General features: G+C 71.7%; 11 protein-coding genes. 3 read left to right on the top strand and 8 right to left on the bottom strand.

The window, feature by feature from the left end:
* Positions 1 to 38: 38 nt before the first annotated feature.
* From ACH45N_RS23965 to ACH45N_RS23955, 3 genes are all read right to left on the bottom strand, one after another.
* Complete coding sequence (locus ACH45N_RS23965) at positions 39 to 1,082, bottom strand: glycosyltransferase family 2 protein (protein WP_397398456.1); 1,044 nt, start codon at positions 1,080 to 1,082, stop codon at positions 39 to 41.
* 239 nt (positions 1,083 to 1,321) lie between these two features.
* The gene (locus ACH45N_RS23960; RefSeq protein WP_036959513.1) at positions 1,322 to 2,215 is read right to left on the bottom strand and encodes an N-acetylneuraminate synthase family protein; all 894 of its coding nucleotides are present in this window, start codon (positions 2,213 to 2,215) and stop codon (positions 1,322 to 1,324) included.
* A gap of 57 nt (positions 2,216 to 2,272) precedes the next feature.
* Entirely contained in the window at positions 2,273 to 3,517 is a 1,245-nt protein-coding gene (locus ACH45N_RS23955; protein ID WP_397398455.1) for a cytidylyltransferase domain-containing protein, read from the bottom strand.
* 324 nt (positions 3,518 to 3,841) lie between these two features.
* On the opposite strand from ACH45N_RS23955, the gene ACH45N_RS23950 reads away from it, so the two are divergent.
* Positions 3,842 to 5,863 carry a polysaccharide pyruvyl transferase family protein gene (locus ACH45N_RS23950; protein WP_397398454.1) on the top strand — a complete coding sequence of 674 codons (2,022 nt, stop codon included), beginning with the start codon at positions 3,842 to 3,844 and terminating at the stop codon, positions 5,861 to 5,863.
* Positions 5,864 to 5,929: 66 nt separating this feature from the next.
* Positions 5,930 to 7,840: a glycosyltransferase gene (locus ACH45N_RS23945; RefSeq protein WP_397398453.1), complete on the top strand. Its 1,911-nt coding sequence runs from the start codon at positions 5,930 to 5,932 to the stop codon at positions 7,838 to 7,840.
* A gap of 209 nt (positions 7,841 to 8,049) precedes the next feature.
* Here the strand turns inward: ACH45N_RS23945 and ACH45N_RS23940 are convergent, their stop codons facing one another.
* From ACH45N_RS23940 to ACH45N_RS23920, 5 genes are all read right to left on the bottom strand, one after another.
* Positions 8,050 to 9,438, bottom strand: coding sequence for a polysaccharide pyruvyl transferase family protein (locus ACH45N_RS23940; protein WP_397398452.1), 1,389 nt, complete (start codon positions 9,436 to 9,438; stop codon positions 8,050 to 8,052).
* 106 nt (positions 9,439 to 9,544) lie between these two features.
* A complete protein-coding gene (locus ACH45N_RS23935) occupies positions 9,545 to 10,444 on the bottom strand; it encodes a hypothetical protein (RefSeq protein WP_397398451.1) in 900 nt (299 codons plus the stop codon).
* Between the two features lie 104 nt (positions 10,445 to 10,548).
* A complete protein-coding gene (locus ACH45N_RS23930) occupies positions 10,549 to 11,886 on the bottom strand; it encodes a polysaccharide pyruvyl transferase family protein (protein WP_397398450.1) in 1,338 nt (445 codons plus the stop codon).
* Positions 11,887 to 11,996: 110 nt separating this feature from the next.
* Positions 11,997 to 12,932, bottom strand: coding sequence for a hypothetical protein (locus ACH45N_RS23925; RefSeq protein ID WP_397398449.1), 936 nt, complete (start codon positions 12,930 to 12,932; stop codon positions 11,997 to 11,999).
* 83 nt (positions 12,933 to 13,015) lie between these two features.
* Positions 13,016 to 14,998, bottom strand: coding sequence for an N-acetylmuramoyl-L-alanine amidase (locus tag ACH45N_RS23920; protein ID WP_397398448.1), 1,983 nt, complete (start codon positions 14,996 to 14,998; stop codon positions 13,016 to 13,018).
* Positions 14,999 to 15,141: 143 nt separating this feature from the next.
* Between ACH45N_RS23920 and ACH45N_RS23915 the strand changes: the two genes are divergently transcribed.
* Positions 15,142 to 16,518, top strand: coding sequence for a SpoIID/LytB domain-containing protein (locus ACH45N_RS23915; RefSeq protein ID WP_397398447.1), 1,377 nt, complete (start codon positions 15,142 to 15,144; stop codon positions 16,516 to 16,518).
* Positions 16,519 to 16,524 lie beyond the last annotated feature (6 nt).

Raw genomic sequence — 16,524 nt, 5'->3', positions numbered from 1 at the left:
GAGCGGAGAACCCACAAATACCCAGCACTCAACGAGGACTAGACGCCGTCGTCGACCCGCACGCGCTCCGTGAGCCCGCGCAGGAACCCGGCGCCCCACGCCATGTGCATGGTCACGAGGGTCGCCGGCAGGGCCAGCGCCGAGCGCAGGTCGAGCCGCGGGCGGCGTGTCGCCGCGTGCGCGGACGCCGCCAGCACGCCGAGGAGGTAGGCGGCCGGCGGCACGAGACCCACCAGCGTCACGGGCAGCGAGCCCGCGACGGCGCCGCCGATCGCCACGAGCACGGACACGCCCAGCACGACGACGGCGGTCGGCGGGGCGAGGTAGCGCAGGTTCGCGGTGCCGGGGTTGCGGCGCACGACCTCGCGGCGCCACATGCCGGTGCGCCAGAACTGCGTGGCGACGGCGCCCAGGCTGCGGCGCGGCTTGTACTCGACCACGAGCGACGGGTCGAACCACAGCAGGCTGCCGCTGGTGCGCAGGCGCAGGCACAGCTCCCAGTCCTGGGCGCGCACGTACACGGGCGAGTACCCGCCCACGCGCTCCAGCGCCTCGCGCCGGAAGGTGCCCAGGTAGACCGTCTCGGCCGGGCCGGCGACGCCGCCCGTGTGGAAGGACGCGGCGCCGAGTCCCGCCGGGTGGCTCATCGCGCGCGCGACGGCCTTCTGCACCGGGGTGTCGCCGACGGGCAGCATCCGCCCGCCGACGCCGTCCGCGCCGGCGGCCTGGAGGGCCTCCACGGCGCGGCGCACGTACGTGGGCTCGGCCACCGTGTGGCCGTCCACCCGCACGAAGATCGAGTGTCCCTCGGGCATGCGCTCCAGGCCTGCGTTCAGGCCGAGCGGCTTGGAGCCCGTGGGGTTGTCCACCACGGTGACGCGTCCGGTCTCGACGGCGAGCTTGTCCGCGATCTCGCGGGTGCGGTCCTTGGACGGTCCCACCGCGAGCACCATGTGCAGCGGGTGCGGGTAGTCCTGGCCCAGGATCGAGCGCACCATCGCCTCGAGGTAGGGCTCCTCGTCACGTACGACGGCGACCACCGTCACCAACGGCATGCTCGCCGCCTCTACCCGCTCGGGCACGAGGCCTCCTCTCGTTGACGCGCTGGCGGGACCCAGGGGTCCACGATCTCGTGTTCAGTCGGTCTTCGGAAACATCGGAGGCGGGCGCCGCGCGTGCGGTGCCCGCCTCCGACGACTCAAGCAGTGGTGCGGTGTCAGGCTCTGTGGCTCAGACTCTGTTCTTCTGACGCCTGAGCCTGCGGTTCCGCTCCGGGCGGGTGCCTCGTTCCTCGGCCCCCACCCTGCGTTGTACCTTCGGCTCAGGCGTCGACGCGACGCAGGCGCGACATCGGCGAGAACTCGCCGGGCATGACGCGCTTCTGGCCGTCGCCGAGCGCCTTCTCGAGGATGCGGATGTCGCGCACCAGGTTCTCGAGGCCCTTGGGCTCGAGCGAGGAGGCGTGGTCCGAGCCCCACATGGCGCGGTCGAGCGTGATGTGCCGCTCGACGGCCACGGCGCCCAGCGCCACGGCGGCGAGGGAGATCTGCAGGCCGGTCTCGTGGCCCGAGTAGCCGACGGGCACGCCGTAGCGCTCCTGCAGCGTCGTGATGGTGCGCAGGTTCGCCTCCTCGGGGGGAAGCGGGTAGGTCGACGTGGCGTGCAGGATCACGAGCTTGCTCGTGTCCAGGATCTCCACGGCGGCGTCGATCTGCTCCAGCGTCGACATACCGGTCGACAGGATGATCGGCTTGCCGGTGGCGGCGAGCGCACGAAGCATCTCGTGGTCGGTGACCGAGGCGGAGGCGACCTTGTGGGTCGGCACGCCCATCTTCTCCAGGAAGTCCACCGAGGGAGCGTCCCACGGAGAGGCGAACCACTGGACGCCCTTCTCCTTGGCGTACGCGTCGATCTCCGTGTACTCGGGCTCCTCGAACTCGACCTTGTACTTGTACTCGAGGTACGTCATCTCGCCCCAGGGCGTCTGACGGATCTTGTCACGCTGGTCCTTCGGCGTGCTGATCTCCGGAGTGCGCTTCTGGAACTTCACGGCCTGGCATCCGGCCTCGACCGCGACATCGATCAGCTTCTTGGCGATCTCGACGTCACCGTTGTGGTTGATGCCGATCTCACCGATCACGTACACGGGCTGGTCGGCGCCGACCTGCAGGTCGCCGATAGTGACCGGCGCGGGCTGCGCGTTCGTCGCGCTCATAAGAAGGTCCTTCCGAAAGGGTCGAGCACAGGGTAGTGCTGTTACGTGTCGTCGGGACTAACCGGTGACGACGGGGGTCTGGGTGGCTGCCGAACTGGCGGTGACTTCACCCGGACGCGCAGCGAGTATACGGTCACAGATCTCACGGATAGCACCGTTCCCGCCCTCGCGGGACAGCACCAGCCGGGCCTGAGCCTTGACCTCGGGACGCGCGTCGGCGACCGCGACGGGCCACCCGACGACGGCCATGGCGGCCAGGTCGTTCACGTCGTTCCCGACGTACGCGACCCGTGCCGGGTCGAGGTCCTGCTCGGCGATCCACGCCCGCAGGGCGGCGGCCTTGTCCTCCACACCGTGCATGACCTGCACCTTCAGCTTGTCGGCGCGGGACGCGACCACCTTGTTGGTCTCGGTCGAGAGGATGAGGAACGGCAGGCCGGTCCGGCGCAGGCGGGACACGCCCATGCCGTCGCCGCGGCTCACGCGCACCTGCTCGGTGCCGTCCTGGTCCACGTAGGCGTGGTCGTCGGTGTGCACGCCGTCGAAGTCGGTGACGAGCGCGTCGACGTCGAGCGGCACCGGCGCGGCGTCGCTCTCCTGGTCGACGAGCTGACGGGCGAGCCAGAGGTCGCGCGGCTCGTCGATCTCGATGGACCACTCGGGCGCCAGCGGCTGGATGCCGACGTCGCCGAAGAAGCGGCGGCCGGTCTCACGGAAGCCGTCCGTGCGCATCACGTAGAACGCGCCGGTCTCGCGGAAGTGCGGGGCGCGGTCCTGCCGGCGCGGGCGGAAGTCGGTGGTGTGGCCCACGGGTGTGGCGACGCCGTCGTCGATGCGCCACTGGAAGTCGTGCGTCTCGGAGACCGCGACCACGACGTCCTTCTCGCCGCGCGTGACGCGGCGGATGGCGGTGTCCAGGTCCTCGGGGTCGATGAACGGCGAGGTGCACTGCACCAGCACGGTGACGGGCGGGATCTCCTGGGCGGGCAGGCCGCCGTCGCCGGCCTCGACGCGGTCGAGCACGTGCAGCAGGGCCGACTCGGACGACGCCGTGCTGCCGGCGATCTCGGCGGGGCGGACCACCACGCGCGCGCCGTGCAGCCGTGCCTCGGCAGCGATCTCGTCGTGGTCGGTCGAGACGATGACCTCGGCCACCGAGGGGGCGGCGAGGGACGCCTGGACGGCCCGTCCGACCAGCGTGATCCCGTCCACCCGCGCAAGGTTCTTCAGGGGTACGCCCTGCGAACCTCCCCGGGCCGGGATGACGACGACGGCGGACGGGGTTTCACCGGGTACTGACATACGTGGCACTCTCGGATCGGGACTGGACGGGTACGCCGTCCACACTAGCGCGACCCGCGCCGTCCGACGCACACGGGCCCGCCCCCGGCGCCGGGCAGGATGTGGGATCCTGCCGTAGCGCGGCGACAGCCGCCGGTCCCCCAGAAGAATCCCCACGAAACGGTATGCGGCGCCCCAGAAGCCGGCGTGACCGTGCCGAGAACGGAGACAGCTCGAGTGCCCGGAACCGAAGGTCGCATGGCGAACTCCCCGCACGACGGCGACGTGCCTCGAGCCGTTTCCCGGACCAAGCGGCGTGAGAACGCGCAGCGTACCGCCGAGGTGATGCGCGCTCTGCAGCGGGCCACGGGCTCCCGGCCGAAGCTCGACGCGGCCACCACGCGCGCGCTCGCGCGAGGCGTGATCGCCTGGAAGCACGTCCCCGCGGTGCGCGCGGCGCTGCTCGCCGGCGCGAGCACGGCGATCGACCGCGGCGACCTGCCCGCCGCGGCCACGCTCACCCGGCTGCTGCGGACGGGCGCGCCCGACGCCGAGACCCTCCGCCTCGCGGGCATCGTCGCCCTTCTCGGCGGCGACGCCGAGGCGGCGGAGCAGCACTTCTACGACGCCTCCAAGGGCACCGGCTCGGTGGCCCGCCGCCACGCCAACGCGAAGCGAGCCGTCGAGGACATGCAGCAGTTCGTGGAGTTCCGCGCGGGGATGCGCAACGACGACGGCCCGGCGGAGCTGGCCGACCTGCGCGAGCTCGCGGCCACGGTCTCCCTCGCCAACCGCAAGGCGGCCGACGCCGCGTTCGGCCGGTACCTCGTCGCGTGCCTGACCCACGGCGTCGAGGGACCGCTGGGCGACCTCCTGGACGCGTTCGCCGACGCCGGCCGCATGACGGTGCTGGAGGCACGGCCCGACCTGCTCGACGTCGCCGTCGAGAACGCCGAGTACATCGCGGCCGACGGCGACCACGCCGGCGCGCTGCACCTGCTGCAGGGCACGTTCCGCCAGTACGGCATGGTCACCGAGCGGTACCTCGTCGCCCTCGGCACCACGCTGTCGGCGCTCAGCCGGTACGACGCGGCGCGCCGGGCCTTCCGGATCGCCAGCCCCGGCCTCGGCTCCGCCCGCGCGGCGCAGGTGGCCTGGATCATGCACGACGACGAGTCGGCGCACGCCCTGGCCCGCAAGGCGATCCGCCACGACATGCCGCGCTCGTCGGTGCGGACCGTGCTCGCCCGGTCCGAGAACCCGATCACGCCCGCGGAGGCGGACGCCCCCACGGGCGGCATGGGCCACGTGGCGTTCTACGTGGACCGCGGGGAGAACTTCGGCGACATCGTCCTGCCGGACGCCGTCCGGGACGCGATCACGGAGCCCGCCGGCCCCACCGAGTGGACGCCGTTCCACGCCCACCAGGTGTTCGACGACGAGTTCGTCCGGATCGCGAACGCCCAGCGCGCGCTCGTCGTGGGCGGCGGCGGCCTCTTCCTCCCGGACACCTCGCCCAACTCGAACAGCGGCTGGCAGTGGAACGTGCCGCCCGCCTCGCTCGACGCGCTGACGGTGCCCGTCTACGCCTTCGCCGTCGGCTTCAACCTCTTCACCGGGCAGCGGTTCAAGGGCGACCTGTTCCGCCGCAGCCTGATCGAGTTCACGCGCAAGGCCGAGTTCCTGGGCCTGCGCAACACCGGCTCGATGGAGCGCGTGCGCGACCTGCTGCCCGCCGAGCTGCACGACAAGGTGCGCTTCGTGCCCTGCCCGACCACCGTGCTCGAGCACATCCGCCCCGAGCTGCCCGCCGGACGCACCGGCTCCGGCACGGTGCTGATCAACGCGGCCTTCGACCGCAGCGAGCGGCGCTTCGGCGGCGGGTACGCGGACTTCCTCGAGCAGATCGTCGAGCTCGCGGAGAAGGCGGGCAAGGGCGGCGCGGAGGTCCGGATCGCCGCGCACACCCGCGGCGACCTGAAGCTCGCGAAGGACCTGGAGGAGGCGCACGACCTGGTGCTGCCCGTCGACGAGCTGCACTACATGGACCAGGCCGACGCGCTCGCCGTCTACCGGCAGGCGTCGCTCGTGATCGGCATGCGCGGTCACGCGACCATGATCCCGTTCGGCCTGGGCACCCCCGTCCTGAGCATCGTGTCGCACCCGAAGATGCGGTACTTCCTGGAGGACGTGGAGCGCCCGGACTGGGGCTACGACGTGGCGGACGCCGACCTGGGCGCCCGGCTCGCGGAGCGGACCCTCGACGTGCTGGCCCGGGAGGACGAGTACCGGGCCGACGTCGCGGACCGCCAGCTGCTGCTGCTCCCGCACGTCCGCGCCGCGGCCGCGGACGTCGCCAAGGCTTGACCTCTCGTGTCACCACATCGCCGTTAGACTCAACCGGTCTCAGTACACCGAAAGGGAGTTATCTCGATGCCCACCATGCGGAGCGTGCCGCTCGGCCGTGAACCGGGCGACGCGGAGATCGCATCGTTCGCCGACCTGATCGACAGGCCCCTGCTGATCGTCGGCAACGGGCCGTCGTCGGCCATGCCTCCCTATCACCGGATCCCGGCGGACGTGGTCGTCTTCCGGATGAACTGGTTCTTCCTGGAGAGCAACTACCACTTCGGTGACCGGGTCGACGCGTACTTCAGCGCCATCCCGAACGAGAAGCTGGAGAAGCTGCTGCAGGACGAGGTCCGCTCGGGACGCTACGACGTCCGCCGGATCCTCAGCCCGATGCGGCACGCCGCGAACCGCGACGGGGACAAGTACGGCCTGGACCCGCTCGCCGGCGTCGAGGAGCTGGACTCCTGGTCCATCCCGGCGCGGCACCCCCGCCTCGCCCGCGCCTTCATGAGCCGGCCCGGCCTGCCCACCACGGGCATGCAGGCCCTGGCGTTCGGCCTCGGGGTCGGCTTCCGCGAGATCTACCTCGCGGGTGTCGACCTCTACGAGTCCAAGGACAGCCGCTACGGCTACACGGTCACGCAGGCCGCGGAGTCCGCGCTCAAGGACAAGGACCTCACGCCGGGCTACGAGTCGGCCCACGGCCTCGACTCCGACCTCGCGTTCCTGCGCTCCTGCCTCGCCGAGTTCCCGGACGCGACCATCCGTTCGGTGAGCCAGTCCGACACGCTGCACCTGTTCGTGCCCCCGGCCGACGAGCTGACGGAGCGCCCGCACCTGACGCCCGAGGCGGTGCCGACGCTCGCCGCCTCCAAGGACACGGTGGACCTCGAGCTCCCCGAGGTCGGCGAGGACACCTCCGTGATCGTCCCCGCGGTCGGCGGTCCGCTGTGGAAGGAGATCGGCGGGCGCAAGTGCGCGTACGTCACCGTGGTCTCCGGCTCGTACCACCACGGCGCGCGCGCCCTCGCGAACTCGCTGCGCGAGCACTCCGACGTCCCGCTCATCGCGCTCGTCACGCCCGACGCCGACCGCAGCGCACTGGCCGCGAGCGACATCCGGACCATCCAGGTCCCGGGCATCCGCAACCCGATGAACTCGGGCGGCAACAAGATCCAGGCGCGCTTCGCGATGACGTACACGAAGCTGCACGTGTTCCGGCTCGACTTCTTCGACCGGGTCGTCTACCTCGACAGCGACACCGTCGTGAAGGGCAGCCTGGACGAGCTGTTCGAGGGCGACGACTTCGCCGCCGTGCCGGACGCCGGCCTGGACCTGCCCGACGGCAACGTGTTCAACTCCGGCGTCTTCGCCGTGAACCCGTCGCACGGCATGTTCGAGAAGATGATGTCGCAGCTCAGCCACACGACGTCCTACGACGGCGGCGACCAGGGCTTCCTCAACCAGTTCTTCTCGGACTGGCGCAAGCTGCCGCTGGAGTACAACACCACCAAGCGCATCTACTCCCACCACCCGCAGGTGTTCAACGAGGAGGACGTCAAGGTCCTCCACTACGTGGGCCGCAAGCCGTGGGAGCCGACGTCCAAGGGCGAGCGGTACGACCAGCTCGACTACGCCTGGCTCGACTACCTCTCCGACTGGGAGAAGAACGAGCTGGTGCGCGAGCTGCGCCACACCGCGGCCGGCGGCAAGCCGCCGGAGGCCGGCAGCAGCAGCCCGTTCCGGCAGGCCCAGCTCGCCAACCGGACCAACAAGGCGAACGAGGCCGTGCGCCTGCTGGAGGGCGTCATCGCGGAGCGTCAGCCGACGTCGGGCGAGCTGCGCGAGCTGGCCAAGGCGTACCGCCGCCTGGGCCGGCACGACGACTGCGCGCGCGTGCTCAAGCAGGCGTACGCCATCGACCCGCGCCGCAGCGTGATGAAGGACATGATGCTGGCGCAGGCACGCTCCATCAAGAAGAAGCTCGCCTGAGCCGGAGGCGCAGTGCAGGGTGGGGGCCGAGGAACGAGGCACTCGCCCGGAGCGGAGCCGCAGGCTCAGGCGACAGACAAGCAGAGCCTGAGCCGGAGGCGCAGCGCAGGGTGAGGGCCGAGGAACGAGGCACTCGCCCGGAGCGGAACCGAGCACGACGCAGCCCGTGGGGCGGGAACCGGACGGTTCCCGCCCCACGGGTTCTTGCGTCACCGGTTGAGGACGCGCCGGGCCCGGCGGCGGCCGGCCCGGACGATCCGGCGGAAGGTGGCCAGCGACCCCTGCTTGCCGGAGGCCGCGTGCGCCGCCGAGCGGGTCGGCCGCGCCGTGCGCGCGGCGGCCGCGCCGCCCGCCGGCCCCTGCGCCCGTGCCCCGGCCTGCGCGGCGTGGGCCTCCTCGGCCAGCCGGCGCCGCTCGAAGTCCGCGTCGTAGCAGGCCTGCGCGAGGCTGAGCTCCCGCTCGCTGTAGGGCACGAGGTCGGCGTCGACCTGTTCCCCGGTGAGGCGCTCGTAGATGACCGAGAGGTTGTGCCGGGTCGTGTCGACGAAGCGCTGCTGGGTCGCCGCGAGCTCCGCGCGCAGCACCGCGCGCTTCCGGTCGGCCTCGTCGATCCGCGCGAACGCGTCGGTCGCGAAGTCGCTCCGCCACGGGTCGACCAGGAACTCGGGGTGGCCGATCTCATGGGCGAAGTACTTGATCTTGTTGTTGGTGCTCAGCGAGAGCGGGATGTTGTTCAGGCCGAACGGGATCATCTGCGAGTGACCGCGTGCCCCGAGCACCAGCGGCAGGTGCGCGTAGGTGTGCACGCCCTCGAACAGCACGCGGGTGCTCCCGAACAGCCGGTGCCCCACCAGCCCGAGCTCGGCGCCGTACTCCTGGAAGAACTTCATGTCCGTGCGCTTGTGGCCCAGGAACTCGACGGCCCAGCCGTCCTCCTGGAGCGCCCGGACGAGGTCGCGCAGGCGCGGGAAGATCGCATCGGGCTCAAGACCCGAGCTCACGTGCGCCGCCTCCAGGCCCACCTGGATACCGATCCGCCGTGCGTCCTCGTCGGGGGGCTCGCTCGCGAGGCGGGGCAGCAGCACGCGCGCGATCGTCGTCGGGCACGGCTGCAGCGTGAGCTGCGGGGCGTCCTCCGGCGCCTCCAGCCAGTCGCGCATGTCCTCGACGGCGCCGGTCGAGCGCAGCCCGAAGAAGACGCTCTGCGCCATCGTCTGGTTGACGTGCCTGCGGAACACCTCGTTGTACCGCTCCGGGTCGAACGGGGCCGGGTTGCCGGCGCCGAACACGATGATCGGCTTCCTCAGCCGCGCCAGGAGCTCCGTGGTGATGTTCCACTGCCAGCCCGAGGCGGGGGTGGCGTTGGTGCGCCGCGGGAAGATGCCCCCGCCGCCGATGACCACGCCGTCGAAGTGCTCGTTGATGTCGTCCACGAACGCGGTGGTCGCCCGCTCGCGGAACGGGCTGCTGCTCGTGAGCTCGAACTGCTCACCGCCGCCCCAGGAGTTGAAGGTCTGGCGGACGAGCTCGAAGAGGAGCTGGTCGCCGTAGCTGTAGACGGTCTTGAGGTCGAGGTGCAGAAGGCGTAGACGTCGCATGGTCCCCTCACATCGCGCGGCTGCCCCCTCTGAGGGGAATATAACCGCGGGCCGCCCGACCTGCGCGGGGACCGCGACGACGTCACCCGGTGTGTGAGCGGCGACGTCAGCCGGCTCCGGGCAGGTACGGCGACGTGCCGTCCGCGCCGATGCAACGGTGCAGGGCCTCGTTCGACGGCGCGAGCGTGGCGAGCAGCTCGGCCCGCCGCTCCGGGGTCAGGAGCCGGGGCGGCGGGTGCGTCAGGTTGGAGAAGTGCGCGTCCAGGAAGTGGCGGAGCTCCCGCGTGTCCTGCTTCTCGAGCAGGCCGTTGCCGAGGAGCGCGATCTGGAGTGCCACGTCCGAGTAGCCCCGGTTGACGCTCGCGGTGTTGAACGAGAACGTCGGCGGCACGCCCGCGCCGGTCGCCGCGAAGAAGTCCCGCACGAAGCCGCGCGACCCCAGGGTCTTGATGCTCTCGAAGTACTTGACCCGCAGGTCCGCGCCGTCGGGCAGCGCCGCCCGCATCCGGTCGACGAGCACGTCCCAGCGCAGGTACTCGTCGGCGACCGGCTCCATGAACTCCTCGAACGTGAGGGTGGAGCCCATGCGGACGGTCTGCAGGTAGGCGCTCTCCACGAACCGGTCCTGCCGGCGCACGTAGAACAGCACCGTGACCCGCTCGGGGCGCAGCTCGTCGAGGGCGAGGCGCAGCACGTCGCCCGCGGCCCGGTAGACCGGCCCGTCGCGGAACGACTGCACCGTCGCGAACAGGTCCTCGTGCGACAGCACGAGGCTCTCGTGGTCGAGCTGGTCGCGCAGCCGCGCGAAGCCGAGGCCGACGTTCTCGATCCCGGCGCCCTTGCGGCGCCACCGGGCGTGCGCCCCGCCGGTGGCGGTCTCGTAGTCGTGGCGGACCAGGACCGCGTAGCCCTTCGCCCCGAGCTTCTCCCGGTTGGCGTTGAGGGCCTTCTGCACGAGCGTGCTGCCGGTCTTGGCAGCGCCCGCGTGGAGCACGAGGTGCTTCATCGCACCGAGAGTACGCGCGGGCGGGCCCGACGGCCCGGATTTCCGCGCACGACGAAGCGCCGGGGCGGTCGGCGGACCACCCCGGCGCTTCGGCTCACCTCAGGTCAGCCGCCCATGAGGCGCTTGCGCAGCGGGCGCAGGCGCCGGCGCAGGCCGTCCGGGACGAGCTGCTTGCGGGGACCGCCCACGGCCTCGAGGTCCTTACGGGCCTTGTTCAGCTCGCGCTTGAGCCGGCCGTTGTCCTGCTCGAGCTTGTCGAACCGCATGGACGAGTCGTACGCCCGCGCCGCGGTACGGCGCTCCTGCGGCGTCAGCGCGCGGAAGGACGGCGTGACCGTCTCGCCCGTGAGGTTCTTGTAGATCGTCGAGAGGTTGTCCATCGACGTGTCGAAGAAGCCCTGGCGGACGCCCGCCAGCTCCTTGCGCAGCTCCGGCTGGCGCTCGTAGGCCTCGTTGATGGTGCGGTACAGGGTGTCCTGGAAGCCGTCCGCGCGCGGGTCGATCGCCCAGTCCGCGTGGCCGATGTCGGTCGCGAAGTAGCGGATCTTGTGGTGCACGTACAGGGACAGCGGGATCGCGCCCATGCCGAACGGCACCATCTGCGCGTGACCGCGGGTGCCCAGGATCATCGGCAGGCCGGCGAAGTACTCGATGCCCTGGTAGAGCACGTCGCGGTTGCCCCACAGGACATGCTCGCTGTCCACGATGCCGCGCTCGGTGAGCCGGTCGTGGAAGCCCATGTCAGCGCGGGCGTGCGGCACGCTCTCGATGCGCCAGCCCTCGCCCGAGAGCTTGGCCAGCACGTCCACCTGGTCGGCGTAGATCTTGTCGGCGTCGAACCCGGCGCGCGCCTGGCGCTTGCCCACGATCGACTCGGCCGAGATGCGGCGCTCGTGCGGGATCTCGTCGCGGAACAGGTCCGGGTACAGGAACGACGAGAGCGTCGTCGGGCACGGCTGGTACGTGACCCGGTCCCGGTTGGACTCCGTGATGTACGGCTTGATGGTCTCCACCGAGCCGTGGTTGCGCAGACCGAAGAACACCGACTTCTCGAGCGTCAGGTTGACGTGCTCGCGGAACGGGTCCTCGAAGTCCGGCTGGTCGATGAAGCGGTTGTTGCCCACCGCGAAGATGATGAGCGGCTTCTCGATGCGGCGCAGCAGGTCCAGCGAGATGTTCCACTGCCAGCCGGAGCGCTGGTTCGGGTTGGTGTCGCTGAGGAACAGGCCACCACCGCCGACGACGACGGCGTCGACGTTCTCGTTGATGAAGTCGACCAGACGCGCGGTCACGGGGTCGCGCAGCTGTCGGCTCTGGACGATCTCGAAGGCGTCCCCGCCCGCGAAGCCCTCGAAGAGCTCGCGCACGGTCTCGAACAGCAGGGTGTCCCCGTAGTTGCCGTACGTCTTGATGTCGAAATGGAACAGTCGAAGTCGCTTCATCGTGTCACGCGCCGGGTCTTGGAATGCACGGGAACCATCCTTGATCAGTGTGGTCAGATCTGCCAAGCCCGCCGCCCCCTGGGCGACGGAACGTCATGTCGCGGTGCGGGTCACTTCCCGCCGCGGAGGTACGGCGACTCGCCCTTGTTCACCGCGAGGTCCGCCGCGGCCTGCGAGATGCCGGGTGTCACCATCCCGTGCAGCGCCTTGTTGGACGGCGCGAGCTCGGTCAGCATCTGCTCGCGCTGCTCCGGCGTCAGGAGCAGCGGCGACGGGTGCGTCACGTTCGAGAAGTTGGCGTCGAGGAACAGGCGGAGCTTACGGCGGTCCTCCGCGTCGAGCTCGCCGTTGCCGACGAGCGCAAGCTTCAGTGCCGCGTCAGAGTACCCGCGGTTGACGGCCTCGGTGTTGAAGGAGAACGAGGGTGTCACACCCGCACCGGTCTGCTGGTAGAACTCGCGCACGAACGGCCGCGAGTGCAGCTCCTTGATGCCCTCGAAGTAGTTGACCCGCACCTCGGCGTCCGCGGGGACGGCCCCCTTGATCGTCTCGACCAGGGTGTCCCACCGCAGGTTGTCCGAGGTCACGGGCTTCATGAACTCCTCGAACGACTGGGTCGAGCCCACGCGCACGGTCTGCAGGTAGGAGCTCTCGACGAACCGGTCCTGGCGGCGCACGTACAGCAGCACCGTGGTGCGCTCCGGCCGCAGCACCTCCTGGGCGATCCCCAGGACGTCGCCGGCGGGCGCGTACAGCGGGCCGGTCCGGAACGAGTGCACCGAGGCCAGGAGGTCCTCGTGCGAGATGATCAGGCTGTCCTGCGTCGCCGCGTTCCGCACCATCTCGAAGGCCCGGGTCACGTTGCGGAGGCTGCCGCCCTGCCGGCGCCACCGGGAGTGGTATCCCTCGGTGAGGTTCTCGTACTCGTTGCGGATGAGTACGTCGTAACCACGCGCCGCGAAGGCCTCACGGTTCGCACGGAGGGCCTTCTGCACGAGCGTCGTACCGGTCTTGTGCGCGCCGACGTGCAGGACGAGGTGCTTCACGGGAACCAACCTTTCGGGGCGGATGAACGCCCACGAGGATACAGGCGGTCCCTACCCCCTCCGTGAAGTGCTTCCTGGCAGGCTCACCACCGCACGAACGCCACCCCGCTGACCCGCACCCGGGCGTCGTCGAGCGTGCGCAGCGTCACCCGCCCCGACATGGTCCGCGGGAGGCGGACAGTGAGGACCCGCTGGGCCGCGCTCGGCCGGTCGGTGTCGAGCACGCCCACGCGGGTCGACCCCACGTACACGGCCAGCCGCCCGCGCCCGGGCGCCGTCGCGGTCATGACCCGCACCTGCGTCACGCGCTCGACGTCGGACACCACGAGCCGGCTGTCGGCGTGCACCGTGGACCACGCCCGGTCCCGGTAGTAGGAGCCGTTGCGCACCAGCGCCCAGGTGCCCGTGGTGCGGGCCATCGAGGCGAACGGCACGGGGCGGGTGGTGCGCACGAGGTGCGAGATCGGGCCGAGCCGGCCGTTGCGGTCGACCGCCCGCACGGCGTACTGCACCGACAGCCCCTCGGCGGCGTACAGGTTGGCCGAGGTGCCCGTCACCGTGACGATCCGCCGCCAGTAGCGCTCGTTCGGCATGGGCGACCGGTAGCCGGCGTACCGCTCCAGCACCTGGTAGCGCACCGCCCCCGGTTCGGCGGCCCAGTGGAACCGCGTGCGGGCCGGCCACTGGATCGGGTACTGGTTCCCCTTCGCGGCCCGGGCCGTGATCGTGCCGGTCGTGAAGCGCACGGTGCCATAGCGGTCGAGCGCGGCGTTCTTCATCGCGTTCACCGCCCGGCGGATCGCCGGGAGCCGTTCGGCCAGGCGGGTCCCGGGGCACGCGGTGAAGTTCGTGGTGCGGTGGCCGAGGATGCGGGGCACCCGCACCACGTCGCCCGGGTCGCTGCGCGTGCCGGATCCCGAGCTGCCGCCGTTCGGCAGGCCCACGGTCCCGGTCACGGGCATGTGGTAGCGGTACGCCTTCCACGCGAGGACGCGCTCCAGGCTGCGCAGCAGGGACGACGTCGGGGACGCCGAGTCGAAGCTGCCCATCGCGGAGATGCCGATGGTGCCGGTGTTGAAGCCCCCGGCCTGCGCGCCGATCGGGTTGTCCGTCGCCGCCTCCCGGCGTCCCACGAACACCGTCCCGTACCGGTCGACGAGGAACTGGTAGCCGATGTCCGGCCAGTCCCGGGACTGCGTGTGGTAGGCGTAGATGCCGCGGACGATCGCCGCCGACTGGCTCCGGCTGTACGAGTTGGTGCCCGCCGTGTGGTGCACGTACATCGCGTCCAGCCGGCCCGACACCTCGGGCCACACCTCGCCCAGCGACTCGTCGGCGCCCCAGCCGCTGCGCGGCACCAGTGCCGGCCGGATCTCGTCACCGGTCGCCGCGTTCGCCGAGCCCGCCGGCTGCGCCGTCGCCCCCGCGTTCGCGTCCGCGGCCGTCGCGCCCGGGTCCACGACGTCGACACGCAGGCCGGACGGCGTCCGCCCGCTCACCGTCCGCACGCGGGCCTGCACGGCGTCGGCGCCGGCGGACAGGAACGGCTCGGTCCCGGCCCGCCCGCCCGGGACGCCCGCGCCGTCGGCGCCGACCTCCTCGACGCCGACCGACTGCCAGGCGCCCCAGGCGTCGTCCTCCCGGACGCGCAGGGCGACCTCGGTGACCTCCTCGTCCGAGCCGGCGTCCCAGGTGACGCCGGCGACGAGGAACTCCAGGGTCTCGGTGCGGGGGCTCAGCGCCGCGAGCCGGCCGGGCGCCGCCCCGGCGTCGTCCGCGGACCCCGACTGCGTGCCGCCGGCCGTGCCACCGTCGTCGTCCTTCGCGTCCGCGGGGGCGTCCGGGTGGGCGTCCGCGTGGGCCTCGTCGTGGCCCTGCGCCGCGCGCAGGGCGCTCGGGTCGCGCCGCGCCGCGGGGTCGACGCCGCGCACGCGGACCTCGTCGACCTCCGGTGTCACCGCCGAGGCCTCCGGAAGGGGCAGCTCGACGGCCGGCAGCAGCACGCCACCGGCGGAGAGCACGAGTACCAGGGATGTCGTGGTCGTTCGCCGCACGAGTGGCTTCATGGCCCCGACCGTAGGCAGGGCCGGGCGACACCGCACCCATGGCGGCATTAATCACCCGTTTCGGGTGAGGGCGGGTGACCTGTGGGTGACCCCGGGTGCCGAGCGGCGGGCCGTGATGCAGAGTGCAGTGAGGAGAGATCACCATGAGCACACGAGCCGGCGCCGAACGACCCGTCCCCTCCCCCGCCCCGCGCGGCGGACGCGAACGCCAGCCCGGGCGGCGTCGCCCGCACCGCTGGCGCCACCTCCTGCTCCCCGTCGTCCTCGCGGCGGCGTCGCTCGTCGCGGCCCCCGGCACCGCGAGCGCGGCGGTGCCCGACCGGTTCGTCATCGAGGGCTCGGGCTTCGGGCACGGTGTGGGGATGGCGCAGTACGGCGCCTACGAGATGTCCCGGCGCGGGCACTCCGCCGCCGGCATCCTCGCGCACTACTACCAGGGCACCGTGGCCAAGCGGGTCAACACCAAGACCCTGATCGACGTGCAGGTCTACGGGCCCGACCCGTACTCGTACGCGAGCTACGGCGACGCGGGCGCGACCAAGGTCACGGTGCGCGGCGGCGGGTGGCGGCTGCGCGTGGGCGAGCGGACCGTGGCCTTCGGCCCGGCGGGCACGCTGAACGTGTCGACGGCCAAGGGCGACGTGCTGGTGCGTACGCCGGACGGCAGGCTGCACCGGCACGACGAGCTCACGCTCCAGTGGGCCGGGACGCCCTCGTACAAACCCGGCGCGAGCCCCGCGACGGCGAGCGTCAAGGGCGCGCACGGCTCCTACCGGTACGGGCGGCTCCTGCTCAGCGCGTCGCAGGGGGTGCCGAACGTCGTCAACCGGCTGCGGCTGAACACCGACTACCTGTACGGCGTGGCCGAGATGCCCTCCTCGTGGGGCTCCGCCGGGGGCCAGCAGGCGCTGCGCGCGCAGGCCGTCGTCGCCCGGTCGTACGCGGTGCTGGAGACGGCGCAGCGCAAGGCGGTCTGCCGCTGCCACGTCGTGGACGACATCCGGGACCAGCAGTTCTCCGGGTGGAAGAAGGCCTCGGGCGAGGGCAGCGCGTACTGGCGCAAGGCCGTCAGCTCCACCACCCGCTCGCTCAGCCGGGCGAGCGTGCTGACCTACGGCGGCCGGCCCGTGGCCGCCCACTACTACTCGTCGAGCGGCGGGAGCTCCCGGTACGGCTGGCGCAGCGCCCGGTCCGAGGACGTGTGGTCGTCGGCCGTGCCCTACGAGCGGTCCGAGACGGACCCGTACTCGAAGGCCGCCCCCGGCAACGGCATGGTGCGCTGGGAGCGGGCGCTCAGCCAGGCCAGGGCGCAGCAGCTCTTCGGCCTGGACCGGGTCGCGTCGATCAAGGTGACGGACCGGTACTCGAGCGGTCAGGTCAAGCGGCTCGTGGCCACGGCGCCGAACGGCGCCACCCGGAGCGTCTCGGGCAAGGCCGACCAGATCCGGTCCCGTGTGGGCGCGAAGACCTCGGCGGGCAACGTGCCGTCGTCCTGGTTCACGAGCATCCGGCCAGGCTGAGCCCGG

Origin of the sequence: Promicromonospora sp. NPDC019610, from assembly GCF_044389365.1 — a bacterium.
In the GTDB taxonomy this organism is placed as follows: Bacteria; Actinomycetota; Actinomycetes; order Actinomycetales; family Cellulomonadaceae; genus Promicromonospora.
The sequence above is the reverse complement of the archived record's forward strand: the minus strand, read 5'-3'. Positions and strand labels throughout refer to the sequence as shown.

Coding starts and splice junctions, on each gene's coding strand:
- ACH45N_RS23960 (WP_036959513.1), bottom strand. CDS start 2,215: ATGAGCGCGACGAACGCGCAGCCCGCGCCGGTCACTATCGGCGACCTG.
- ACH45N_RS23955 (WP_397398455.1), bottom strand. CDS start 3,517: ATGTCAGTACCCGGTGAAACCCCGTCCGCCGTCGTCGTCATCCCGGCC.
- ACH45N_RS23950 (WP_397398454.1), top strand. CDS start 3,842: ATGCGCGCTCTGCAGCGGGCCACGGGCTCCCGGCCGAAGCTCGACGCG.
- ACH45N_RS23945 (WP_397398453.1), top strand. CDS start 5,930: ATGCCCACCATGCGGAGCGTGCCGCTCGGCCGTGAACCGGGCGACGCG.
- ACH45N_RS23940 (WP_397398452.1), bottom strand. CDS start 9,438: ATGCGACGTCTACGCCTTCTGCACCTCGACCTCAAGACCGTCTACAGC.
- ACH45N_RS23935 (WP_397398451.1), bottom strand. CDS start 10,444: ATGAAGCACCTCGTGCTCCACGCGGGCGCTGCCAAGACCGGCAGCACG.
- ACH45N_RS23930 (WP_397398450.1), bottom strand. CDS start 11,886: ATGAAGCGACTTCGACTGTTCCATTTCGACATCAAGACGTACGGCAAC.
- ACH45N_RS23920 (WP_397398448.1), bottom strand. CDS start 14,998: ATGAAGCCACTCGTGCGGCGAACGACCACGACATCCCTGGTACTCGTG.
- ACH45N_RS23915 (WP_397398447.1), top strand. CDS start 15,142: ATGAGCACACGAGCCGGCGCCGAACGACCCGTCCCCTCCCCCGCCCCG.